Below are 19776 nucleotides of genomic sequence, written 5' to 3' on the forward strand. Positions count from 1 at the left end.
CCTAATTACTCAGGTTCTTAAAATAATTCTTTCAAATCTGTGACAGCTCTTTCTTCGAACTGCTCCATCTCTATTTCTATATTTTTTTTACTCGGCTACCTCAAAAATATATATAAAAAAAAACATCTTTAAAAATGTCTTTTTTTATATTAATATGGTGTTATTTCTATATATTCAGGTATTAAAGAATTGATATCAATTGTTTTATCTTTCATTTCTATCATCTTTGCACCTTCTGGAATTCTAGCTCTACTCATATAAATTCCATGATAACAAAAATTACACCAACTTTGTAGATATCCAATTCTATCTATTTTAGAACCTATATATAAATAACCGACACCTTTTTTACCACAATATGGACATATTAAAAAATCAAACTTATTCAATTCATTAAGATTTCCAGGCAATAATTTTAACCATTTATCAAATATTTCTTTATTAGTATATTTTTTCTTAAACATCTACTTCACTCCACTCTTTGCTTTATATCTTGCCCACCAAAGACCTTCAGACCTTCTCACAACATTTTCAAAATTTTGAAGTACCCATATATTCTCCTCTCTAATCATTAATAATTGAATATACTTTATCTCCAACCTTAATATGAGCAATACTTTCTGAATCATTAACAAGAATTCCAAGAGATAAATTACCTGCAATAGATGTTGATATTCTAATATCTTTTATCCAAAACTTATAAAAAACATCAGACTTAATTAGTATCTCACTTCCTTTGTTCCCAATATCTAAAGCTTTTTCCTCACCATTTAAATCCACAGAACCAGAAATAATATGTCCTTTTTCCTTTAAATAAACAATCGAACCAATAGTCATAATATAACTTATATTCATCTCTATATCCTTTCAAAACATTATCTTTCATTTATATCTAAGAGATGTTTTACATCTCTTAATAATATATTTTCATTTCTTAATCTCTGAATACCATCTCTCAAAAGTATTGTTCTTTCACTATTAGTTAATCCTGGTGCAAAACGTACCGCTCTAATACTTGCTTGAGCTTCATCTAATGCAATATTTTTAGGATATGAAACCAACCCTCTTCCTTTTCTAGCCATTCTCCTTGAATAAGAGCAGTTCCCTTTTTGGCAGTTTCATAATGGATCGGTCCCCAAATTTAGGACCACTTTTTTACTTAACTAGCTCTATTTATTTTAATTTCTTTTTTTAATTGTTCTTCGTATTCTACTGGACTCAAATATCCCAATTTCTCCTGTATTCTCTTCCTATTATACCATGATTCTATATATTCAAATATCCCTTGTCTTATTTCTTCCAAATTTTTGAACTTTTTATGATGTACATATTCCTTCTTCAACGTTGCATGAAATGACTCTATACACGCATTATCATACGGATTCCCTTTTCTAATTCCAATTTATTTTCCTTACAATATTTCCTATATTCTTTACTCAAATATTGACTCCCTCTATCTGTATGAATTATCGTCTCTCTTACACTTCCTCTCATGTAAGTCGCCATTTCTAATGTCTTCACTACCAATTCTACATCCACTACTTTTCCTACCTTATGTGATATTATTCGATTGCTCTTCAAATCCATTATACTTGATAAATAACACCGGCCTTCTCTTTCACTATGAATATATGTTATATCACTTACCCACTTTTCATTCAATTTTTCTGTGCTAAAGTCTCTTTTTTAGTTTATTCTTTATTTCCCCTCTTTATTAGTTCTATATACTTTATATTTTTACTATTATCGAAAATAGTCTATTTTCTCTCATTAATCTTTTCACTCTTTTTAGATTTACTTCTAGTTTTAACTTTTTTAACTCTACATGCACTTTTTTACTTCCGTATCTTTTATGACTTTTTTGCCATATTAATGTTATTTGTTCTAATAATATCTCATTTTCTATTTCCCGCTGATTTTTCTTTTCTTTTTGATTATAGTAATAGCTGCTTCTTGATACTTCCAATATTCTTAATAGCTTTCTTTTACTATGCTTTTTTGATAATTTTTCTACTATTTCATATTTTTCTTTTAATTTCAGCATCTCATTAATATGGCTGTAGCCTTTTTTAAAATTTCTATTTCCTCTTCTTTTTCATTTAATTCTCTATCTTTTGCTTCCAGTAATTTCTTTAATTTCACAATTTCTAAATAACTTGTTTCATCTTTATACTTCTCTTTTATTTCTTTCTTCTCTCGTTTTAACCATTCTCTTATTGTATTTGAACTTACTCCATACTCCTGAGATAAATACTTTTTCGTCTTCCCTTGAATATACAGTTCTACTATCATTTTCTTAAAGTCTTCAGTATACCTTTTCCCTAAGTTTTTTTCCATTCCTATCACTCCCAATTTTTAGTTTATCACAACTTCACTTTTCTTCATACTCGTTGTCCTAAAATTTGGGCCCGATCCAAAACCTAAATTACAGAAATAATATAATTAACTTGCTTTTTTATTTTATATATTATAAAATTTAAGTGCTAAAAATTTTTTTATTTTTAACAGATTATACTTTTTGCATAATCTGTGTGACGGGCTGAAATGCCCGTTTTTTTTTTCTTTCCAGTTATATTCCTATTCTCTGAAATATGTTGACTTTTTTTTAAGGTACCTGTAAGATTTATATATAAATAAAATTATGGAGGAAATACCATGAATGAAAAAAAAAGAAACCTTTCCAGCCAGTTTGCTGCTTTGACATGGCTTATGCATAAATATCACCAGCGTGGTCATCATAAATTATTCGGTCCCGGAGTTTTACCGCACAGAGGGCAGGGAAGGGTAATAAAGCTTCTGAAAATACATCCCAAAATTAACCAGAAAGACCTTTCTTATCTGCTTGATATCCGTCCGCAGTCTTTGGGCGAGCTGTTATCCAAGCTGGAAAAAAACGGATATATACTTCGTACTCCTTCTGAAAATGATAAAAGAGCTATGATTATTGAATTAACTGAAAAAGGAACGGAGCTACCCGATGAAGCTGAATCAGACTTTGACTTCAGTTCTGTTTTCGACTGTCTGAATGATGAAGAAAAAAATATTCTGAGCGGATATCTTGAAAGAATTACAGAAGCTCTGAAAGAAAATATGAAAAACGAAGCACCTGATCCTGATTTTCGCGAAAATGTATTTAACCGTTTTTTTTCTGATGAACATATGAAAAAAAACTTTGGTTTTCCACCCGCTGGAAAAGTAGGGCCCCCGTGCCGGAAAAAAGAACATGATAAGAAATAATTTATAATATTCTTATTTTTAAGAAATATTTTAGTATACATTTTCCCTTGATATTACAAGGGATTTTTTTATTTTCCCGAAAAATAAACAGGTACCTTAAAATTTTTCTTGACAATATATGAAGGTACCTGTATAATAAAATAGTAAGGTACCTTTTATATTAAAAATTTCAGGAGGAAAAAATATGAATAATACTATTGAAAGAGAAAATAATTTATTTAAAAAGTGGCATCTATGACTTGGGTTTTACATAAATACCATCAAAAAAATCATCATAATTCCCAAAATACAAAAAAACATTATGAAAAATATACTGAAAACCGAATTCTTGCTTTACTAAAGCTGCAGGAGGAGATCAGCAGTAAAGAGCTTATGTTTATTTTAGGAATTCCAAAGCACTATTATAAAGAAGCTGTAGAAAAAATGAAAAAAGAAGAATTCATTCTGCTTACTGATTCTGATAATGATACTATTTTAAAGCTTACAGAAAAAGGCAGATCAGCAGAAATTAAAAATAAAAAATCAGAATTTGATTCGATTTTCGACTGTCTTTCAGAAGAAGAAAAAGAAAATTTCGGACATTATATTGACACTATAGTATCTTCTGTTAAAAGTAAATTTGAAGATAATTCTGATAATGATAGCAAATTCTTTGATAATTTTCATATAGAAAGAGATGAATTCTGCAGAAGAGATTTTGCACATCCCGGAATAGACGGAAAAGAATTTTACAGATCTTTTCTGCTAAATCACGGAATGGACAGCAATTTTAACAGATGCGGCGAAAAACATAGTCCTCATAGACATCCTGATTTTCACGGCAGACACGGCATGGAAAGAAGGGGACACGGCAGACATGACTCACACAGAGATTTCATGTTTGAAAGAGATCCGAGATTTGATAGATCTGACAAAAGATTCGATACGAGAAATGAAAGATGCGGACATACTCATGGTCATGATTTTCATAGAGATTTTGACAGAAACAGGGATTTTGATAAAGGATATGATATGGAAAGTGAAAAATGCAGACCCGGACATGATATTCCGGAAGACTTTGAAATTTTTTATCATAAAAGAAAAATCTGATAAAATTTGTAATTCCTATACTCAGAAATACAAAAAATACTGCAGCAGATGATAATTCTTCAGCAGTATTTTTTTTATTATCCTAAAATTCTAAATAAGTCTAAAATTCTTTTATTATTCCTGATCGTCTGTTTTTATAATAACTTTTACAAAAAATTCTTCCCTTTTATAAAGTTTCCCAAACATTTCCGGAGCTTTATTCAGTGTTATTCTGTGTGTTATTAACGGCTTTATATCTATTTTGCCTTTACTCATACAATTTAGTGCAGTATTCCATTCTCTACCAGGAAACGGAGCTGATATAGAATTCCATGAGCCTGCTACCTGCAGCTCATTTCTTATAATTTTTTCAAAATTCTCTCTGGGAAGCGGCACATCACCATAAGGAATTCCTAATAATAAAACTGTTCCGCCCTTCACAGCCATAGAAAGAGAATCAGCAATTCCTGAAACACTTCCGGAAGATTCTACTGTTATCTCTACTCCTCTGTTTTCTGTTATATTCATAAACTTTTGAAAATAACCATCCTCAGTTACATCAAATGTGTAATCTGCTCCGGTCTTTTCGGCAATTTCCAGTTTTCTACAATCTGTATCAAATGCATAAACCTCGGAAGCTCCGAGTATCTTTGCCCACTGCACTGCTAAAAGCCCTATTGTTCCGCAGCCTATCACTGCTACCTTATCTCCTGCTTTTATATTTATCCTGTTATATCCGTGGACTACCACACACAGCGGTTCTATAAAACTGGCAGTTTCGTAATCCATATCATCAGGTATCTTTATTACATTTGCTTCAGGAATTTTTATATACTCGGCAAAGGCTCCTTTTTTATGACCGCCCAGCACCTTCAGATCAGTGCACTTTGAAAATTTTCCCTGTCTGCAAAATTCACACTTATAACATGGGAAGCAGGGGCAGGCAGTAACTCTGTCCCCTTTTTTTATACTTTTTACATTATCCCCTGTTTCAGTAACTATTCCGGAAAATTCATGTCCCCAAGTCAAACCGGGATTATATGAACCTATTTTTCCGAATCGTGATATATCCGAGCCGCATATACCGGCTCTTTTTACCTTTATTATTACATCATCTTCATTTTCTGTTAACGGCATTTCTGTTTCTTCATACCGTACATCCTGTTTGCCATACAGGTTTAAAGCTTTCATAAATACAGCCTCCTGTTTTTCTTTCCAATAATTCTTATTATAAATTTCGCTAAAAATTTTTTTATTTCAAGAATTTTAATTGGATTTCAGAATTCTTATTTTATTTTTTACTACTTTCTTTACTTCTTCCAAAACTTTATTTGTAGTAGTCACTATATCATATTCATTATTATTTTCCATATATACTTTACCGTATGTTTCTATCATTTTTTGCTTTAACTCTGATGAAAAATTTATTTTTACTATTTTGTATTCTTTCAGATATTTCAGATCCTCTTCCCCAATTCCGGAACCACCGTGAATAACCAAAGGTACATCTGTTTTTTCCCTGATCTCTTTCAAAAGCTGAAAATTCAGTTTCTTTTTTTCCAGACCGTGAGAATTCCCTATTGATACAGCAAGCATATCACAATTGGTTTTTTTATGAAAATCTTCTACCAGTTCAGCTGATGTAAAATTATTTTTTTCTTCTACTTCCCCTTCATCTTCTTTTCCGCTTATCTCTCCCAGTTCAGCTTCTACCATTATTCCCAGTATATGTGCAAATTCTGCTGTTTCTTTTGTCAGTCTCACATTTTCTTTGTATTCTAACATAGAGCCGTCTATCATAACCGAATTAAAACCAGAAAATACTGCTTCTCTTGCATTCTCGAATTTTTTCCCGTGATCTAGGTGTAAGGCGCAAAGCACGTTTTTCTTTTCTGCCATCTCCTTCACTACTGAATAAAGCACCTTATATCCTGAAAGTTCTATACTTTTCGGCGTACTTTGTATTATTACCGGATAATTTTCTTCTTCTGCGGCTTCGAGTATACTTCTGCACATCTCTATATTATGTACATTAAAAGCCGGTATTATCATTTTATTTTCCAATGCTGTTTTTATCAGTTCTTTTGTATTTACTACTGCCATTTTTCCTCCTTCTTATGCTGTTATTATTATTTTCAGACTTTCATTTCCCGGATCCGCAGCCAGTTCTATGGCTTCTTTCAGCTTTTCCAGCGGAAAAGTATGTGTGATCATATCTTTTATATTTATTTTCTTTTTTTCAATTATATCCATAGCTTCTGGAAAATCATACGGAGTTACCGAATATGTTCCTATTATCGAAATTTCATCTCTGAAAAATCTTCCTGCATCTATTTCCACCATATTGTCTTTATCAAAAGGTGAAAAAACTATTATTTTCCCTCCTCTTCCGAGTAAGGATACTGCTTCGGCAAGCAATGAGAAATTTCCAGCTGCTATTATTATTATGTCCAGTCCTTTTCCGCGAGTAATCTCATTTACTCTTTCGCCGAGATTTTCATTCAGAACATTAACTGTATATTCTACACCCAGCTCCTTTGCTTTCCTTAATTTAAATTCAGAAATATCCGTAATTATTACCTTATCTGCTCCTTTTAATTTTGCGAGCTGACCATGTATTGACCCGATTTGTCCGGCCCCCATTACCATAACACTGTCACCGGTCTGTATGTCCGCAGCTTTCAATCCATGAATACAGCATGCTACAGGCTCTGCCAGAGTGGCCTCCTCTACTGATACTCCGTCAGGCACTATATGTACAAGATGCTTAACATGCTCTTCGGGAATTCTTATATATTCGGCAAAACCGCCCGGCTCTATATTCGTATTCTTAAACTGTCCGCATAATGTATACTGTCCTTTGTTACAGTAATGACATGTGAAACAAGGTACATGGATTGCTGTTATTATTCTGTCTCCTATGTTAAATCTGTCTGTATTTTTACCCTTTTTCACTATCTTTCCCACTGCCTCATGACCTAACACCACAGGCCCTTTTACTGTCCCGTCCTGTGCTTTATGAATATCTGTTCCGCAAAGACCGCATGCTTCCATTTCCATAAGTATTTCTCCGTCTCCTATTTCCGGAACTGATATTTCCTCATACCTGATATCCCCTTTTTCATAATATATACTTGCTTTCATTCTTCCTCCGTTCCGACGTTTTATCCCATTCATGCTTTGATATTTGAACAGGACAATGAAGTAGTAATAAACATTGATTTAGATAAACTATTGATAAAATTTCTTTTCAATATCTGTTTTAAAATTATAGAATGGTCTGTAAATCTCATTAAAAATTTTAGTATAGTATTTGGCTGCTCTTCTATCCGGTTTTATTTTTCTTATGGTTTCATTTTTCTCAGTAATATTCAAATCCTTTATATAACCGTTTTTATAAGCACCCAGCATTGCAGCTCCTTTGCTTACAGCCTCTTCTATTTCATATGCTGCTATATCCCTGCCAAGTATATCTGCCTTTAATTTCAGCCATAATCTGTTCCTGCAGGCAGATCCAATTACTTTTATTTCGCTGAATTTTTGTACTGTCAGTTCTTCTATGGAGTTCAGCAGATTTTTTAATTCAAAGCATAAGCCCTGAAATATAATAAGTAATAATTCTTCTTTTGTTGTTCCTTCAGTAATTCCGTAGAATAATGCTCTGGTTTTTATACTTCGGACCGGCGGTCCGCTTCCTCTCAAATGCGGGATAAAAATCCCTTCTGCCTCTGGTAAATAATCCTTCTGCATTATTTTTTCATAAAGATTTTCTGTCATTCTGTAAAATTCATCTTCAGAAATATCAAATTTTTTCCTGAACCATTCTATTGCATATCCTGCTGAAGGAAGTGATGAATATATTGTGTAAAAATCTTTTAGTACATGAATACCATTTGAAAAATTAGAATCAAAGAATTTCTCTCCAAGCCCTGGTTCCCTTCTCAGAAATAGCAGTCCTTCTGTTGTTCCCGTAGAATTTAATATGCCGTTTTCATCATAAAGTCCTGCCGCTGCTGAACCGCACATATGATCATGACCTGCTGTAGAAATTGTTGTTTTTACACTTAATCCTGTTTTTTCTGCTGTTTTCCCGCATACTGCCCCGGCTGGTTCACCTGATTCTGCCAGCTCAGAAAATACATTCTTTTCTAAGTCTGTATCTTTTAATATTTCTTCAGACCACTTTTTATTTTTTATATCCAGAGCCATTGTACGTGACGCCAGTGAAAACTCAGCTTTTCTTATCCCGGTGAATTTATATGTAATATATTCAGCCATACAGAGCCATTTTCTGTCCTTTGGGTATTTTTCCGTATTTTCCCTGATCCATAATATTTTATTCAGGCTGTAATTACTATGTGCAGGAAGTCCTGTTATATTGTATATTTTCTGCCTTCCTGTTTTTCTGATCACTGATTCACAAACATCCTTTGTTCTCGTATCATACCATGTCATTGCAGGACCTGTTATATTTCCGTCCAAATCTGTCAAAACTCCTGCTTCTCCTACGCTTGCTACAGATATATGCTTTATTTCGTCCGGATCTTTTACAGCTTGCACGATTTCCCGCATTCCTTCCTCTATTCCTGTCCAAAGCTTCTCCACATCAAAGTCGCTGCTGTCTTTCGTTATTATTTTAGGTGTAACAAAGGAGTACTTTGATATCAGTGAAAAGTCATGCTTTGCAAAAAGACATATTTTGCAGTTAGTGGTTCCTACATCAATTCCTATAAAATACATTTTTTCTCCCTGCCTTTTTATTCTGCTTTCATCTCTTTCTTTGTAGCTTTATATAAAAATGCAATAATAGCCAGTACTATAGGTATAAATATCAAGGCTGTAAAATTACCTTCAAAAATCTTTACCATCCAAAATCTAAAAGGATTTCCGCCGTCAAGAAGGCTTGAGATCTCGCTTGAAGTTCCCAGCGGGAAATCTATGCTCTTTGCTATTCTTGTAATAACAGGGGCTATTGCTGAGGCTACATACAGATTCCCTATTAAAATAGGTATTCCTATAATGAACGATCTTATTACATTTCCCTTACATGCCAGTACTACCATTGATATAGGCACCCAAAGATTGGCAAGGTCCCCCAGAGGAAGAAGTCTGTTCCCCGGAAGAATAACCGCAAGTAAGATTCCCATAGGTATCAGCATAAGAGCTGTTGCTATTACTGACGGATGTCCCACTGCCACTGCTATATCCAGTCCGATATACAGGTCATCCCTGTCGGGATATCTTTTTCTGAGGAAGTCTCTTATTGCATCTGATAAAGGAAGCAATCCCTCCATCAAAAGCTTTACCATTCTCGGCATAATGAGCATTACTGCCCCGAGATTTATACCCAGATTCAGAACGCCTTTCAGATCATACTTGGCTAATATTCCTATAACAACCCCCAGAATAAGTCCTATCATCATCGGCTCTCCGAAAACTCCGAATCTTTTCTGAATAGTTTCAGGATCGGCGTTTAATTTGTTTAACCCGGGAATTCTGTCAATTATTGCATTTCCAAGCAATCCTATAGGAAAGAATATCGCTGATGACAGAGTAGGCAGTGATATTCCCGGAAGATCAAAATATTTCTGAACCATAGGTGCACACCAGTCTGCCAGCAAAAATGTTATTACAGCTGTCAGTCCTGCTGCAAAAAGACCTAAAAAGAAATTTCCCGTACTGCTATATACCAAAGCACCCACAAAAGCAAAATGCCAGTAATTCCACATATCTATATCTACTGTTTTCGTCCAGTTAAAAGTAAGCATCACTATGTTTATAATAATAGTAAGAGGCACTACAAACGGTGCTATTCTTGATGCCCATGCTATTGCTGCCAGAGGTGTCCATCCCAGATCCACTACAGGAAGATTTATTCCGGTTTCTTTTACCATATCAAGTGCTGCCGGCCCCAGACTGTCTACCAGAAGACCAAATACCAGAAATATTCCGACAAAGCCCATTCCTATTGTCAGAGCTGCTCTTAATGCCCTGCTTACCTTCACTCCCAGACACATTGCCATTATGAATATAACCACAGGAAGCATTACCGTCGGTCCCATGCCGAGAATATACTGAACTGCCTTTAATAATGTTTCAGCCATTACTTTCTCCTCCTTTTAAAATATCTACTATTTTCTTCAAAAGAGCCTCTTCTCCTATACCTGTAATTAACGGTAATCCGTTTATTATAGGTGTTTTCAGATTGTATTTTACCCCTGAGGTAACTACTATCAGATCTGCCATCCCGTCCTGCGAAGGTATTGTCCCTACATTAGACTGCATTGGTTCTACTTCTATACCTTCTTTTTTACAGTATTGAAGTACTTTTTCCGTAGCAACAGTAGATGTTGCTATCCCGCTTGTACAAGCGAAAATAATTCTTTTTTTCATGATTTCCTCCTAAATTTAATTTTTCAACTGAAATAATATTTTTTCCTTTATAGCAGTTTTGCCCATATTACTGAAAACCCAGCCATTCCGTAAGACGGACAAAACTGCTATAAATATATAAAAAGCTTTTATTTCAATACATCTTTTAAAATTTTTATTACCTCATCCTTGTCAGAACTCTCCAGAATCTGTTCCAGCTTGTCATTTTCCTGAAAAAGCTCTATCAGCTTTACAAGAAAATTAATATGGGTATTATGCTCCCTTATTAATAACCCAAATATTATTTTCACATTTAATTTTTCTCCGTTATTTTCCGCATTATTAAACTCTATTCCTTTTTTACTGGTGATTACAAATAAATTTTCCTTTAATATATATTTGGAATCTATATGCGGAATAGCCACATTTATTTTCTCAAGTTCCATTCCTGTGGGAAAAGTATTCTCCCTTTCCAGCACTTTTGGAAGATATTCCTCTGTTACATATCCGTCTTCAAGAAGAATTCCGTTTATAAAGTGAAACACATCCTCCTTATTCCCAAAATCCCTGTGCAGAAAAATATACTTTTTGTCTAAATTTTCAATTATTGCCATTTGTATAGTCCTTTCCTGTTATTTATATTTTAAAATTTCAAAATTTTTATCCTTTATTTTTTCAAATTTTTCAGCCATCAGATTATATAATTTTATCTCATCTGTAATTTTTTCTGTTTCATCCAGAAAATCAGTTTCGTCTATAATTTTTTTCAGCTGCAAAAATGCGTTTATATGTTCTTTTTTATCCAATGTAGCCAGCATTACTATATTTTTTATTTTTATATTTTCCGGAAACTCAATTTCTTTCTCTAATTTCAAAAAACTCATTCCGGTTTTAAAAACATTTTTTTTGATGCTCCCGTGAGGCAGTATTATATTTTTCCCTATAAGCATATACATGCCCTTTTGAAAAATTATCTCTATACACTCTTCTATATAGCTTTCTTTTATATATCCGTTTCTCAGCAGTATTTTCCCGGACTCTCTTATTCCTTCCTGCCAGTCTGCCACCTCCCGGATAATTTTCATATTTTCAGCCGGCAGTATTTCCGGAAGTGTTTTTATATACTCTATTTCCTCCTCTCTGTTCACATTTAGATATAGTTCCAGTTCTTTTTCCAAAGCATTCCTGTTTTCTATTCTCCCGTGTTTTTCTATTATTTCCATTACTTTTCCCATACTTACATTTTCATATGTTTTTTCTTTAAGATACTTTTTTATTTTCTTCTCATCATCACTGCTTAGTATGGGACTCACTTTAATTACCGGTATTTCAGAATGATTCAGATTTATATCTATTGTGGATATAATAATATCTGTATCCTTTAGATCATAATCAAGAAAATTATTATAAGGAATTACATCTGTAATGTTCAGCAGGTATCTCTCTTTAAGATTCTCCACCAGAAGTCTGGATGTCCCGTAACCAAAATTACAGACTATCAGAATATTATTAATATGACGATTCAGCTTTTTTCTTTTTCTGTCTATTGCGAGCTTAAAATATATTGTCAGATATGCAAGCTCCTCTATCTCCATGCTCTTTCCGAGATAATCCTCCAGCGGTTTTACGGATTCTTTCACTATATCAAGCAATGCCGCATATTTTTCCGTAATCTCATTCAGATCAAGTTTTTTCAGCCTTATATTATTTTTTATTCTGTATATTGTAGGTCTTATATGGTTAATCAGCCCATCTTCAAGCAGATTATCATTAACAATTGAAATATCCAGCTTCTCATCTACATTTTTTATAATTTCCCTGATAAGTGTCTCTGTCTGTATCCAGTTCTCATAAAATGAGTAATCAAAGTTATATGAGTGTGTTCCCAAAAGATATTCCACAAATTTCAGTATTTCAAATTCATTGCTGCTAAATCTGTTATATTGGTAATTCCAGTCCTGAATAAGCCTGTTTAATTTTTTATACTCATTTGTTGCCCTTAGAAAATTTCCGTTTGAGATATGCTCTCCCTGAAGCTGATCCTCTGTTTTTCTGCTGTGGATAATCAGCAGATATATGATTAATACCTCAAACCCCTCATCTGAAATCATCTTCTTTATTTTTTCTTCGATTTTTTTCAAAAAATTAAAGTACAGCTTTATATCTCCTGTTTTCATCTGTTTTATAAGATTATTCACTGCTCTTGAGACAGGCTCTGCTGCTTTTCTTATTTCTATACTGTCAAAATTCTTTATACAGAAGTACTTTAATATATATTCCAAAAGCAGTTTTCTTATATTATTTTCGTTTCCCACAAGTATAAGACCCTTTTTTGGTCTTGAAATAAATGAAAATCCTTGTTTATGAAGCTCCTCCCGTACTTCCTTCATATCATTTTTCAGTGTGCTTTTTCCTACATTCAAAATTTTTTCAAGAGTTCCAAACTTGAAACCGTCTTCTGAAATAAGAGAAAAAAAGTAAATTATTTCCATTCTCTCATATCTATTAAAATTATAATTTCCAAGATCAAATTCTTCCAGAAATTTTCCCAGATTTTCATTTTTCCTGCTTAATACTGCCCTGTTCTTTTCTATTCTCAATTCTGCCTTCATATTACTTTTTTGGAAAACATAATTCAGATTTTCGAATCTGGTTCTTATTGCTCTTTCTGTTACATTTATGTCTTTTTCCAGCTTCTTTACAGAAACAGAATTTTCATTCAGAAAAAATTCCAATATGCCGATATCTTTTTTATCTATTAACATACTCATCTTCCTTTCGTTATAACTATACCTTAAAAATAAAATAAAAAAAGAGATAAATATCTTCGCGTTTTTTTGAAGTAATCTATCTCTTAATTTTTTCTCAAATTTTCTGTTCTGTTATTTATAAATACTATCTGCTATAAATATTACCTTATGCTTAGATTTTATATTAATACTTCTCTTTATATTCTTTATTCAAAAAGTCTATTCTCTATAGCCTCCTGAAGCTGCATATGATCTTTTTTTGTCTGATCGGCATACTTTGCGGCAAAATCAGCTACTGCCCCGGCAAATGTATCAGACTTACCGAGATAATCCGATATGGCAAAACGGTTTCCCGTATTGGCATGTGCATAGGCAAGAGCCGTGCCGCATGCCTGCCCGTAAAGGTCAAATCCTTCTTCCCTGATTTCTTCCATTGGTATGGAACCTTTCATATTCCAAAGCTGCCTTACATAAAAGTCCTTATCATTAAGTTTTCCCCATCCAAGAAAAATATCACTTCCTGCCTGTATAGCTCTCTGCCCCGCCACCACACGATGTCCACCGTTAATATAAGCATCTGTATTCAGATACGGCTCAAACACAGATTTAGAAGCTCCTTTTACCTGCATTATCAAAGGATCGTTATCATCTTTTCCCAGAAGAAGAACAGCAAAACACGGTGTTCCTACACTTCCTATACCAACTACCTTTCTGACTATATCTGTTACTCTGAATCTGTTCAGAATAAGTCTTTTTTCACTTGAAAGGGTTTCACGGTAACTCTTCATGCCGTTATGCACAAAATTCAAATCCTCATCACTAAAAACATGCTCTATTAAAGGAGGATTTTCTATAAATTTTCTTTCCCCGTTTACTATATGTGTGAATTTTTCCATTGCTTTTTGGCTCGTACGGCTTCGTGCCTTGGCATTTACTTCATCGAGCTTTTTTCTCATCTTTTCTTTTTTTATATCAATATCATCGATTTTTATCTTCTTATACCATAAATCAAGGGTATTCATTTTAGTTGTTTCTTTCATAGTATCTTTATATGACTGTACGGCATTAAAAGCATATTTCAGACATTCTTTTCTTCCGATGCCTATAGATTCCCCGCCTAGTATAATACTGGCAGCAAGCCGTTTCAAATCCCATTCCCACGGTCCTTTTATAGTTTCATCAAAATCATTTATATCAAAAAGCAAGGTTCCTTCCGGAGAGCCGAATATCCCGAAATTGCCAATATGCGCATCACCGCAGATCTGAACATGTATTCCCGTGACTGGTGTTTTTGCCAGATCGTGTGCCATCACTGCTGCTGCTCCCCTAAAATATGTAAACGGCGATACTGCCATACGTTCATATCTTATCGGTATTAATTTTTCAATTCTTGCTTTATCTTGTTTTCTTAATATGGAAAGCGGATCTCTTTTTGGTGCAATTTCCCATTCAGAGTGACTGCTTCTGGGAACTTTTTCCCTTATCTCTTTCCAGTTTTTTCCGCTGCCGTTGTTTTGCATATTACTCACCCTTTCATTATCCGTGTTAAAGTAAGTGTTACAAAAACCTTATAATACCTGTGCTGCTATATAATGAGAATATAGCATATTATCTTTGTAATTGCAAAAAAGATTTTCATTATTTTACTAGTTTTATTTAACGTAAAAGAGGAGTTTTTTTATTTTTATCATTTTTACATATTAAAAGGGAGCAGCCGCTATTCCAACCGTTTATTTTCAGCCATACAGCCCGTTACTCCCTTATTATTATAAATTTATTATTTTAGTTGCAATTTTTCTGTTGAATGCACTGTCATGTTCCACATAAATTAATGTAGGATTATAGTTTAATATTAATTCTTCTATCTGAATCCGAGAAATTACATCAATAAAATTCAGTGGCTCATCCCATATATAAAGATGTGCCGATTCGCAGAGACTGCCTGCCAGCAGAACCTTTTTCTTCTGTCCTTCACTGTATTCATCTATCCTTTTGTCAAACTGTCCCCTGTCAAAATCCAGTTTTCTCAATATTGATTTGAAAAGAGTTTCATTTATTCCCCTGTCCTCTGCAAATGAGTTTAAAGTTCCCGAAAGAAAAGAAGCATCCTGCGGAACATACGAAATAGTTAATCCGCTTCCTGTCTTGATAAAACCCATATGGGGTATTTCCTCTCCTGCAAGAAGCTTTATCAGACTGGATTTCCCTGAACCGTTTTTTCCTTTTATTACTGCTCTGTCTCCATTTCTAACAGAAAAATCCACTCCTTCAAATAAGATTTTATCTCCATAAAATATTGATAAATCACTTACATCAACCAAAGAGCCCTTGGGATATACCATAGGATGAAGCTTCAGATTTTCGGCAGTTTCTATATTTTTCAAAAGACCTGATTTTTCTTCTATTGCTTTATTTTGCCTTGCTTCAATACTTTTTGATTTTTTCATCATTTTAGCAGATTTATGCCCCAGAAAACCTCTGTCTACTCCCTTTGTCCCAAATTTAGATTCCTCAGTTTTTTCAGACCATGAAGAAGTTCTCTTAGCCGCCTGCTTTAATCTGTTTATATCTTTTTTCAGTTTTTCATTTTCCGCTGTTTCAAAATTATCCTCTCTTTCCTTCTTCTGATTCCAGTCGGAAAAATTACCTCTTATAATATCTATATTTGTTTTATTAACGGATAATACATGGTCTATAATTTTATCCAGAAAATCCCTGTCATGTGAAACAAGTATAAATCCTTTCTTTTTCTTGAGATATTCTGCTATTGTTTCCTTTCCCTCTTCATCAAGATGATTTGTGGGCTCATCAAGAAGAAGAAAATTCTGTTCTTTCAGAAATAAAGCTGCAAGCAGAACCTTTGTCTGCTCTCCGTTGCTTAGTGTCTCAAACGGTCTGTACAGAACATCCTGATCCACATCAAGCAGTGAAAGCTCTCTGTTTAGCTCCCATACTTCATAGCTGTTATTAATTGAATCAATTATATCTATTGTGGTGTGTGATTTATCCTCTACCTCAAAAGGAAAATAATCAAATGTTACCGATGCCGAAATTTTCCCCCTGTAATCATATTTTCCCAGTAAAAGATTCAGCAGGGTAGTTTTTCCCCTACCGTTTCTTCCTATAAATCCCAGCTTCCAGTCTGTATCAATCTGAAAAGACACATCCTCAAAAATATTTTCAAAGCTTGTTTCATAACTAAATGTCAAATTTTTTATATCTATTAATGACATAAAATCACCTCCCTGTCAGTAAAACATCAGTTTCAGATTTACTCTCTATATTAAAAATAAAAAAGAGCCGCAGGAAAGTTCCGCAGCCCGAAAAGAAATAAAATAGTTTTCTAAACCAGTTATTTCATATATATTATATCGAGAGTAATAACTTTCCTGCCCGGAAAAAGCAAAATAAAACAGCCGCTGCTGTTCATATACGCTATTCCCGAATTATTAATTAGCAAGAAATATTATTCACCCTCTCAACTCCAATCTGTAATTTATTTAAATATTATAGCTTTTTATGTGCCAAAAGTCAAATTCTTTATCTGTAATTATTCTAATGATACCTTGTTAATTCTATCATAACAAAGTCCTCCTCGATTCTTTCCATACGGAATTCATCCACACACATTCCTACAAGATTCAATTCCGCCGAAACCTCACTTTCTCCCATGAGAACCCAGCCGTATTCCTCCATCGCCCTGTCTCTTTTTTGTGAAAAGCACTCTTTTATCAGGTCAAACTCCCTGTCTGTAAGCTTACCCAAAAAAATAGTAATTATTGTTTTTTCCTGTGAATAATTCAAATCCATTTTCAATTGATGATACTTCTTTTTAAGAAAAAAAGTCACAAGCTCATCTATAATCTTACCGTTTTTCTTTATCTCATTAATCATTTTAAGCCTTTCTTCTAAAGAGACTATCCATTATGCTGTGTATTATTCCTGCTACAAAGCCTCCTGCAAAACCGTTATTATAAAGATTCGCACCGCCCTGCCAGTCCGCTGTATACTGAACCAGACAAAAATGCATGACTCCCGCTATTATTCCTATAAAAAAACCATACTCTCCCGCCAGCGGAGCCAGCCCCGTAACAAAAATAATAGTCAGAATAACTGCCGGGGTAATTGTCGCATTGGTAGCTGCTATTATAAGCAGGCACCCTATTATTACCGGTGTTATATTTTTCGGATTTTTCCCGAATGCTGCAAAACCTATTACACTTATTATGGAGCCTACTGTTGCCCCATTTAGTGTAAGTCCGGTACTCAAAGCCACCATTGTAAGCAGTAATCCTACGACACCCATATTAATAAGTGTCATTTCTTCGCCGAAAAGCCCGTAATAATCTGTAATTGCCCTTCCGCTCATAGACATCATTCTCTTATATTTATGCCAGCAGAAGCCGCCTTTTATAATCCCGAACAGCAGAAAATAACCCGATATTGACAGCAGAATCATAAGAAGTATCTGATGGACATACTGAGACTGGTTTACATCTACCACTACATCAAGCTCGTATCCCAGCGTCCTGAATATCCCCGTAAAAAGCATGGCAAATATCCCGCCGGTAAAACCTATATTATAAAGGACATACCCGTTATGAAACCTTATTATATGGCTTGCCAGAGGAACAAGTATAAAACCGTAAAAAATCTTTATGCTTATCCCCAGAATAATCCAGAATATATTTAATTCAATGGTGTTGGTAGCTATAGGAGCCAGCCCTGCCCCGAACATCGCTATTACAAAATACTGCCTGAATGGTTTGTTATTGAATCTTGAATATAGATAAACTCCTGCATATACAGGCAGAATATTATATATATTCTTACCAAAAAACGAAAATCCCATTGTTGTTAGTAAACCAGCCATAACAAATCCGTTCAGCTCAATTCTGTTTATTCTTTGTACGAACAAAGTAAAAGCCATGACAAAAAACACATTTAACAATGTAGGTCCTATGCCGCTTACTGATGTATAATCAGTAATAAGTGTATCCCTTGAGATAATCAGCCTCATCAGTCCCGTCCCTAATTCCTGAACAGGCGTTGTTACAAAAATTATTGCCAGAAAAAATAATAAAATTAAGTCAATATGTTCTATCTTTTTAATTATCATAAACCTCCCGTTTTTACTTACATAAGATTATTTCAGATTTGTATCTGTAATATTTGGTATAATATTATACTACATCACAAAAAGATTAGTCAATTTTTTCAATACATTTTTTTATAGTTTCAATAATTTTTTTATCGGATACAGTTAAAGCTGACTGCTGAAGCTGCTATAAATCAGCTGCTCTTTTATTTTTCATTTTTTTTGATAAAAAAATTCCTTTTGATTATTAATATATAATTTTTTTCTTTGTGTTTAATGTATACTTTTTCTGTAAATAAATATTATTTTCTTACAATTTTCATTTTTATTAAAATATCAGATATTAAAATTATTTTAGGATTAAAATCCTGAAATTGTTTCATCTGTTACAAAATATTTTTTTCACATATGATAGAATAGTAAGGATACATAGAAAGGAGAACAGATGTTTAGCGAAACTTTGGAAAAACTAGATGAATACGGAATAAAAAAAGTAAAACTTTTAAAACAGAGTAAAACAAAATACTTTATTGCTTCTATGCTTGCAGGATTTTATGTGGGACTGGGAATATTTCTTATTATGACAATAGGAGGAGTTACAAGCCAGAACGGATATCAGTACAAAATATTTATGGGTCTCGGCTTTGGAATAGCACTAAGTCTTGTTATTATGGCCGGTTCAGAATTATTTACCGGTAATAATATGGCTATGTTTTCCGGTATGCTGAATAAAAAAATTACCGTAAAAGACGGAATTAGTATATGGATATTTAGTTATCTAGGAAATCTTGCCGGCTCTATGCTTGTCGGACTGCTATTTTTTCTCTCAAATGCTGCAAATAAAGAGGTAGCTGGATTTTTACTGAATACTGCAAAGTCAAAGATGAATACGCCTGCACCGGATTTATTTTTTAAAGGTATTTTATGTAATATCCTTGTATGTCTTGCGGTTCTCTCTGCAGTTAAGCTAAAAGAGGAAACAGCAAAACTTATTATGATATTCTGGTGCCTTTTTGCATTTATAACTACCGGATTTGAACACAGCGTTGCCAATATGAGTCTCTTTTCGGCAGCATTGCTGTATCCGCATCCGCTGGAAATATCATTAATCGGTTTCGGGTATAATTTATTCTGGGTGACTCTGGGTAATATTGTCGGAGGCTGTGCTTTGGGCGGCGCCTATTATATAATCGGCAAAAAATAAGTATCATGGAAGTAAAGAGAATTTTTCAAATAAAATTTTGTAAAGGA

Annotated in this window: 22 protein-coding genes; 3 read left to right on the top strand and 19 right to left on the bottom strand. The window is 33.7% G+C overall.

Annotated features, from left to right (window positions below):
* Window positions 1–149 precede the first annotated feature (149 nt).
* From STERM_RS15500 to STERM_RS15525, 7 genes are all read right to left on the bottom strand, one after another.
* A complete protein-coding gene (locus STERM_RS15500; RefSeq protein WP_012862571.1) occupies window positions 150–464 on the bottom strand; it encodes a hypothetical protein in 315 nt (104 codons plus the stop codon).
* 100 nt (window positions 465–564) lie between these two features.
* On the bottom strand, window positions 565–837 hold the full coding sequence (locus STERM_RS15505; RefSeq protein ID WP_147289489.1) for a hypothetical protein: 273 nt from the start codon (window positions 835–837) through the stop codon (window positions 565–567).
* Window positions 838–875: 38 nt separating this feature from the next.
* Window positions 876–1082, bottom strand: coding sequence for a hypothetical protein (locus tag STERM_RS15510; protein ID WP_012862573.1), 207 nt, complete (start codon window positions 1080–1082; stop codon window positions 876–878).
* Between the two features lie 77 nt (window positions 1083–1159).
* The gene (locus STERM_RS21785) at window positions 1160–1402 is read right to left on the bottom strand and encodes an IS3 family transposase (protein WP_081439647.1); all 243 of its coding nucleotides are present in this window, start codon (window positions 1400–1402) and stop codon (window positions 1160–1162) included.
* A complete protein-coding gene (locus STERM_RS15515; protein WP_081439648.1) occupies window positions 1360–1662 on the bottom strand; it encodes a DDE-type integrase/transposase/recombinase in 303 nt (100 codons plus the stop codon). Before STERM_RS15515 ends, STERM_RS21785 begins: the two co-directional genes overlap by 43 nt.
* A gap of 67 nt (window positions 1663–1729) precedes the next feature.
* Window positions 1730–2044, bottom strand: coding sequence for an IS3 family transposase (locus STERM_RS15520; RefSeq protein ID WP_049768993.1), 315 nt, complete (start codon window positions 2042–2044; stop codon window positions 1730–1732).
* A complete protein-coding gene (locus tag STERM_RS15525; protein WP_041310057.1) occupies window positions 2038–2337 on the bottom strand; it encodes a transposase in 300 nt (99 codons plus the stop codon). The genes STERM_RS15520 and STERM_RS15525 overlap by 7 nt, the downstream gene beginning before the upstream one ends.
* A 318-nt stretch (window positions 2338–2655) precedes the next feature.
* Here STERM_RS15525 and STERM_RS15530 point away from each other — a divergent pair, with 318 nt between their 5' ends.
* Window positions 2656–3237, top strand: a complete 582-nt coding sequence (locus STERM_RS15530; protein ID WP_012862574.1) for a MarR family winged helix-turn-helix transcriptional regulator — start codon at window positions 2656–2658, stop codon at window positions 3235–3237.
* Between the two features lie 234 nt (window positions 3238–3471).
* Complete coding sequence (locus STERM_RS15535; RefSeq protein ID WP_012862575.1) at window positions 3472–4326, top strand: MarR family winged helix-turn-helix transcriptional regulator; 855 nt, start codon at window positions 3472–3474, stop codon at window positions 4324–4326.
* Between the two features lie 114 nt (window positions 4327–4440).
* Here STERM_RS15535 and STERM_RS15540 read toward each other — a convergent pair whose 3' ends face one another.
* From STERM_RS15540 to STERM_RS15595, 12 genes are all read right to left on the bottom strand, one after another.
* The gene (locus tag STERM_RS15540) at window positions 4441–5496 is read right to left on the bottom strand and encodes a galactitol-1-phosphate 5-dehydrogenase (protein WP_012862576.1); all 1056 of its coding nucleotides are present in this window, start codon (window positions 5494–5496) and stop codon (window positions 4441–4443) included.
* 75 nt (window positions 5497–5571) lie between these two features.
* The gene (locus STERM_RS15545; protein WP_012862577.1) at window positions 5572–6408 is read right to left on the bottom strand and encodes a class II aldolase; all 837 of its coding nucleotides are present in this window, start codon (window positions 6406–6408) and stop codon (window positions 5572–5574) included.
* A gap of 12 nt (window positions 6409–6420) precedes the next feature.
* The gene (locus STERM_RS15550; RefSeq protein WP_012862578.1) at window positions 6421–7449 is read right to left on the bottom strand and encodes a zinc-dependent dehydrogenase; all 1029 of its coding nucleotides are present in this window, start codon (window positions 7447–7449) and stop codon (window positions 6421–6423) included.
* Between the two features lie 87 nt (window positions 7450–7536).
* On the bottom strand, window positions 7537–9045 hold the full coding sequence (locus tag STERM_RS15555) for an FGGY-family carbohydrate kinase (RefSeq protein ID WP_012862579.1): 1509 nt from the start codon (window positions 9043–9045) through the stop codon (window positions 7537–7539).
* Between the two features lie 17 nt (window positions 9046–9062).
* Window positions 9063–10409 (bottom strand): PTS galactitol transporter subunit IIC, encoded by a 1347-nt coding sequence (locus tag STERM_RS15560; protein ID WP_012862580.1) that lies wholly within the window; start codon window positions 10407–10409, stop codon window positions 9063–9065.
* Window positions 10402–10698 carry a PTS sugar transporter subunit IIB gene (locus tag STERM_RS15565; RefSeq protein ID WP_012862581.1) on the bottom strand — a complete coding sequence of 99 codons (297 nt, stop codon included), beginning with the start codon at window positions 10696–10698 and terminating at the stop codon, window positions 10402–10404. Before STERM_RS15565 ends, STERM_RS15560 begins: the two co-directional genes overlap by 8 nt.
* 128 nt (window positions 10699–10826) lie before the next feature.
* Window positions 10827–11291 carry a PTS sugar transporter subunit IIA gene (locus tag STERM_RS15570; RefSeq protein ID WP_012862582.1) on the bottom strand — a complete coding sequence of 155 codons (465 nt, stop codon included), beginning with the start codon at window positions 11289–11291 and terminating at the stop codon, window positions 10827–10829.
* 18 nt (window positions 11292–11309) lie between these two features.
* Window positions 11310–13442 carry a BglG family transcription antiterminator gene (locus STERM_RS15575; RefSeq protein ID WP_012862583.1) on the bottom strand — a complete coding sequence of 711 codons (2133 nt, stop codon included), beginning with the start codon at window positions 13440–13442 and terminating at the stop codon, window positions 11310–11312.
* Between the two features lie 191 nt (window positions 13443–13633).
* Window positions 13634–14947, bottom strand: coding sequence for a DUF2252 domain-containing protein (locus STERM_RS15580; protein ID WP_012862584.1), 1314 nt, complete (start codon window positions 14945–14947; stop codon window positions 13634–13636).
* Between the two features lie 246 nt (window positions 14948–15193).
* The gene (gene abc-f, locus STERM_RS15585; RefSeq protein ID WP_012862585.1) at window positions 15194–16660 is read right to left on the bottom strand and encodes a ribosomal protection-like ABC-F family protein; all 1467 of its coding nucleotides are present in this window, start codon (window positions 16658–16660) and stop codon (window positions 15194–15196) included.
* Window positions 16661–16982: 322 nt separating this feature from the next.
* On the bottom strand, window positions 16983–17321 hold the full coding sequence (locus tag STERM_RS15590) for a hypothetical protein (protein ID WP_012862586.1): 339 nt from the start codon (window positions 17319–17321) through the stop codon (window positions 16983–16985).
* Window position 17322: 1 nt separating this feature from the next.
* Window positions 17323–18546, bottom strand: coding sequence for a DUF1576 domain-containing protein (locus tag STERM_RS15595; RefSeq protein WP_012862587.1), 1224 nt, complete (start codon window positions 18544–18546; stop codon window positions 17323–17325).
* Between the two features lie 424 nt (window positions 18547–18970).
* Here STERM_RS15595 and STERM_RS15600 point away from each other — a divergent pair, with 424 nt between their 5' ends.
* On the top strand, window positions 18971–19729 hold the full coding sequence (locus tag STERM_RS15600; protein ID WP_012862588.1) for a formate/nitrite transporter family protein: 759 nt from the start codon (window positions 18971–18973) through the stop codon (window positions 19727–19729).
* Window positions 19730–19776 lie beyond the last annotated feature (47 nt).

It is taken from the genome of Sebaldella termitidis ATCC 33386, assembly GCF_000024405.1.
GTDB classification, from domain to species: domain Bacteria; phylum Fusobacteriota; class Fusobacteriia; order Fusobacteriales; family Leptotrichiaceae; genus Sebaldella; species Sebaldella termitidis.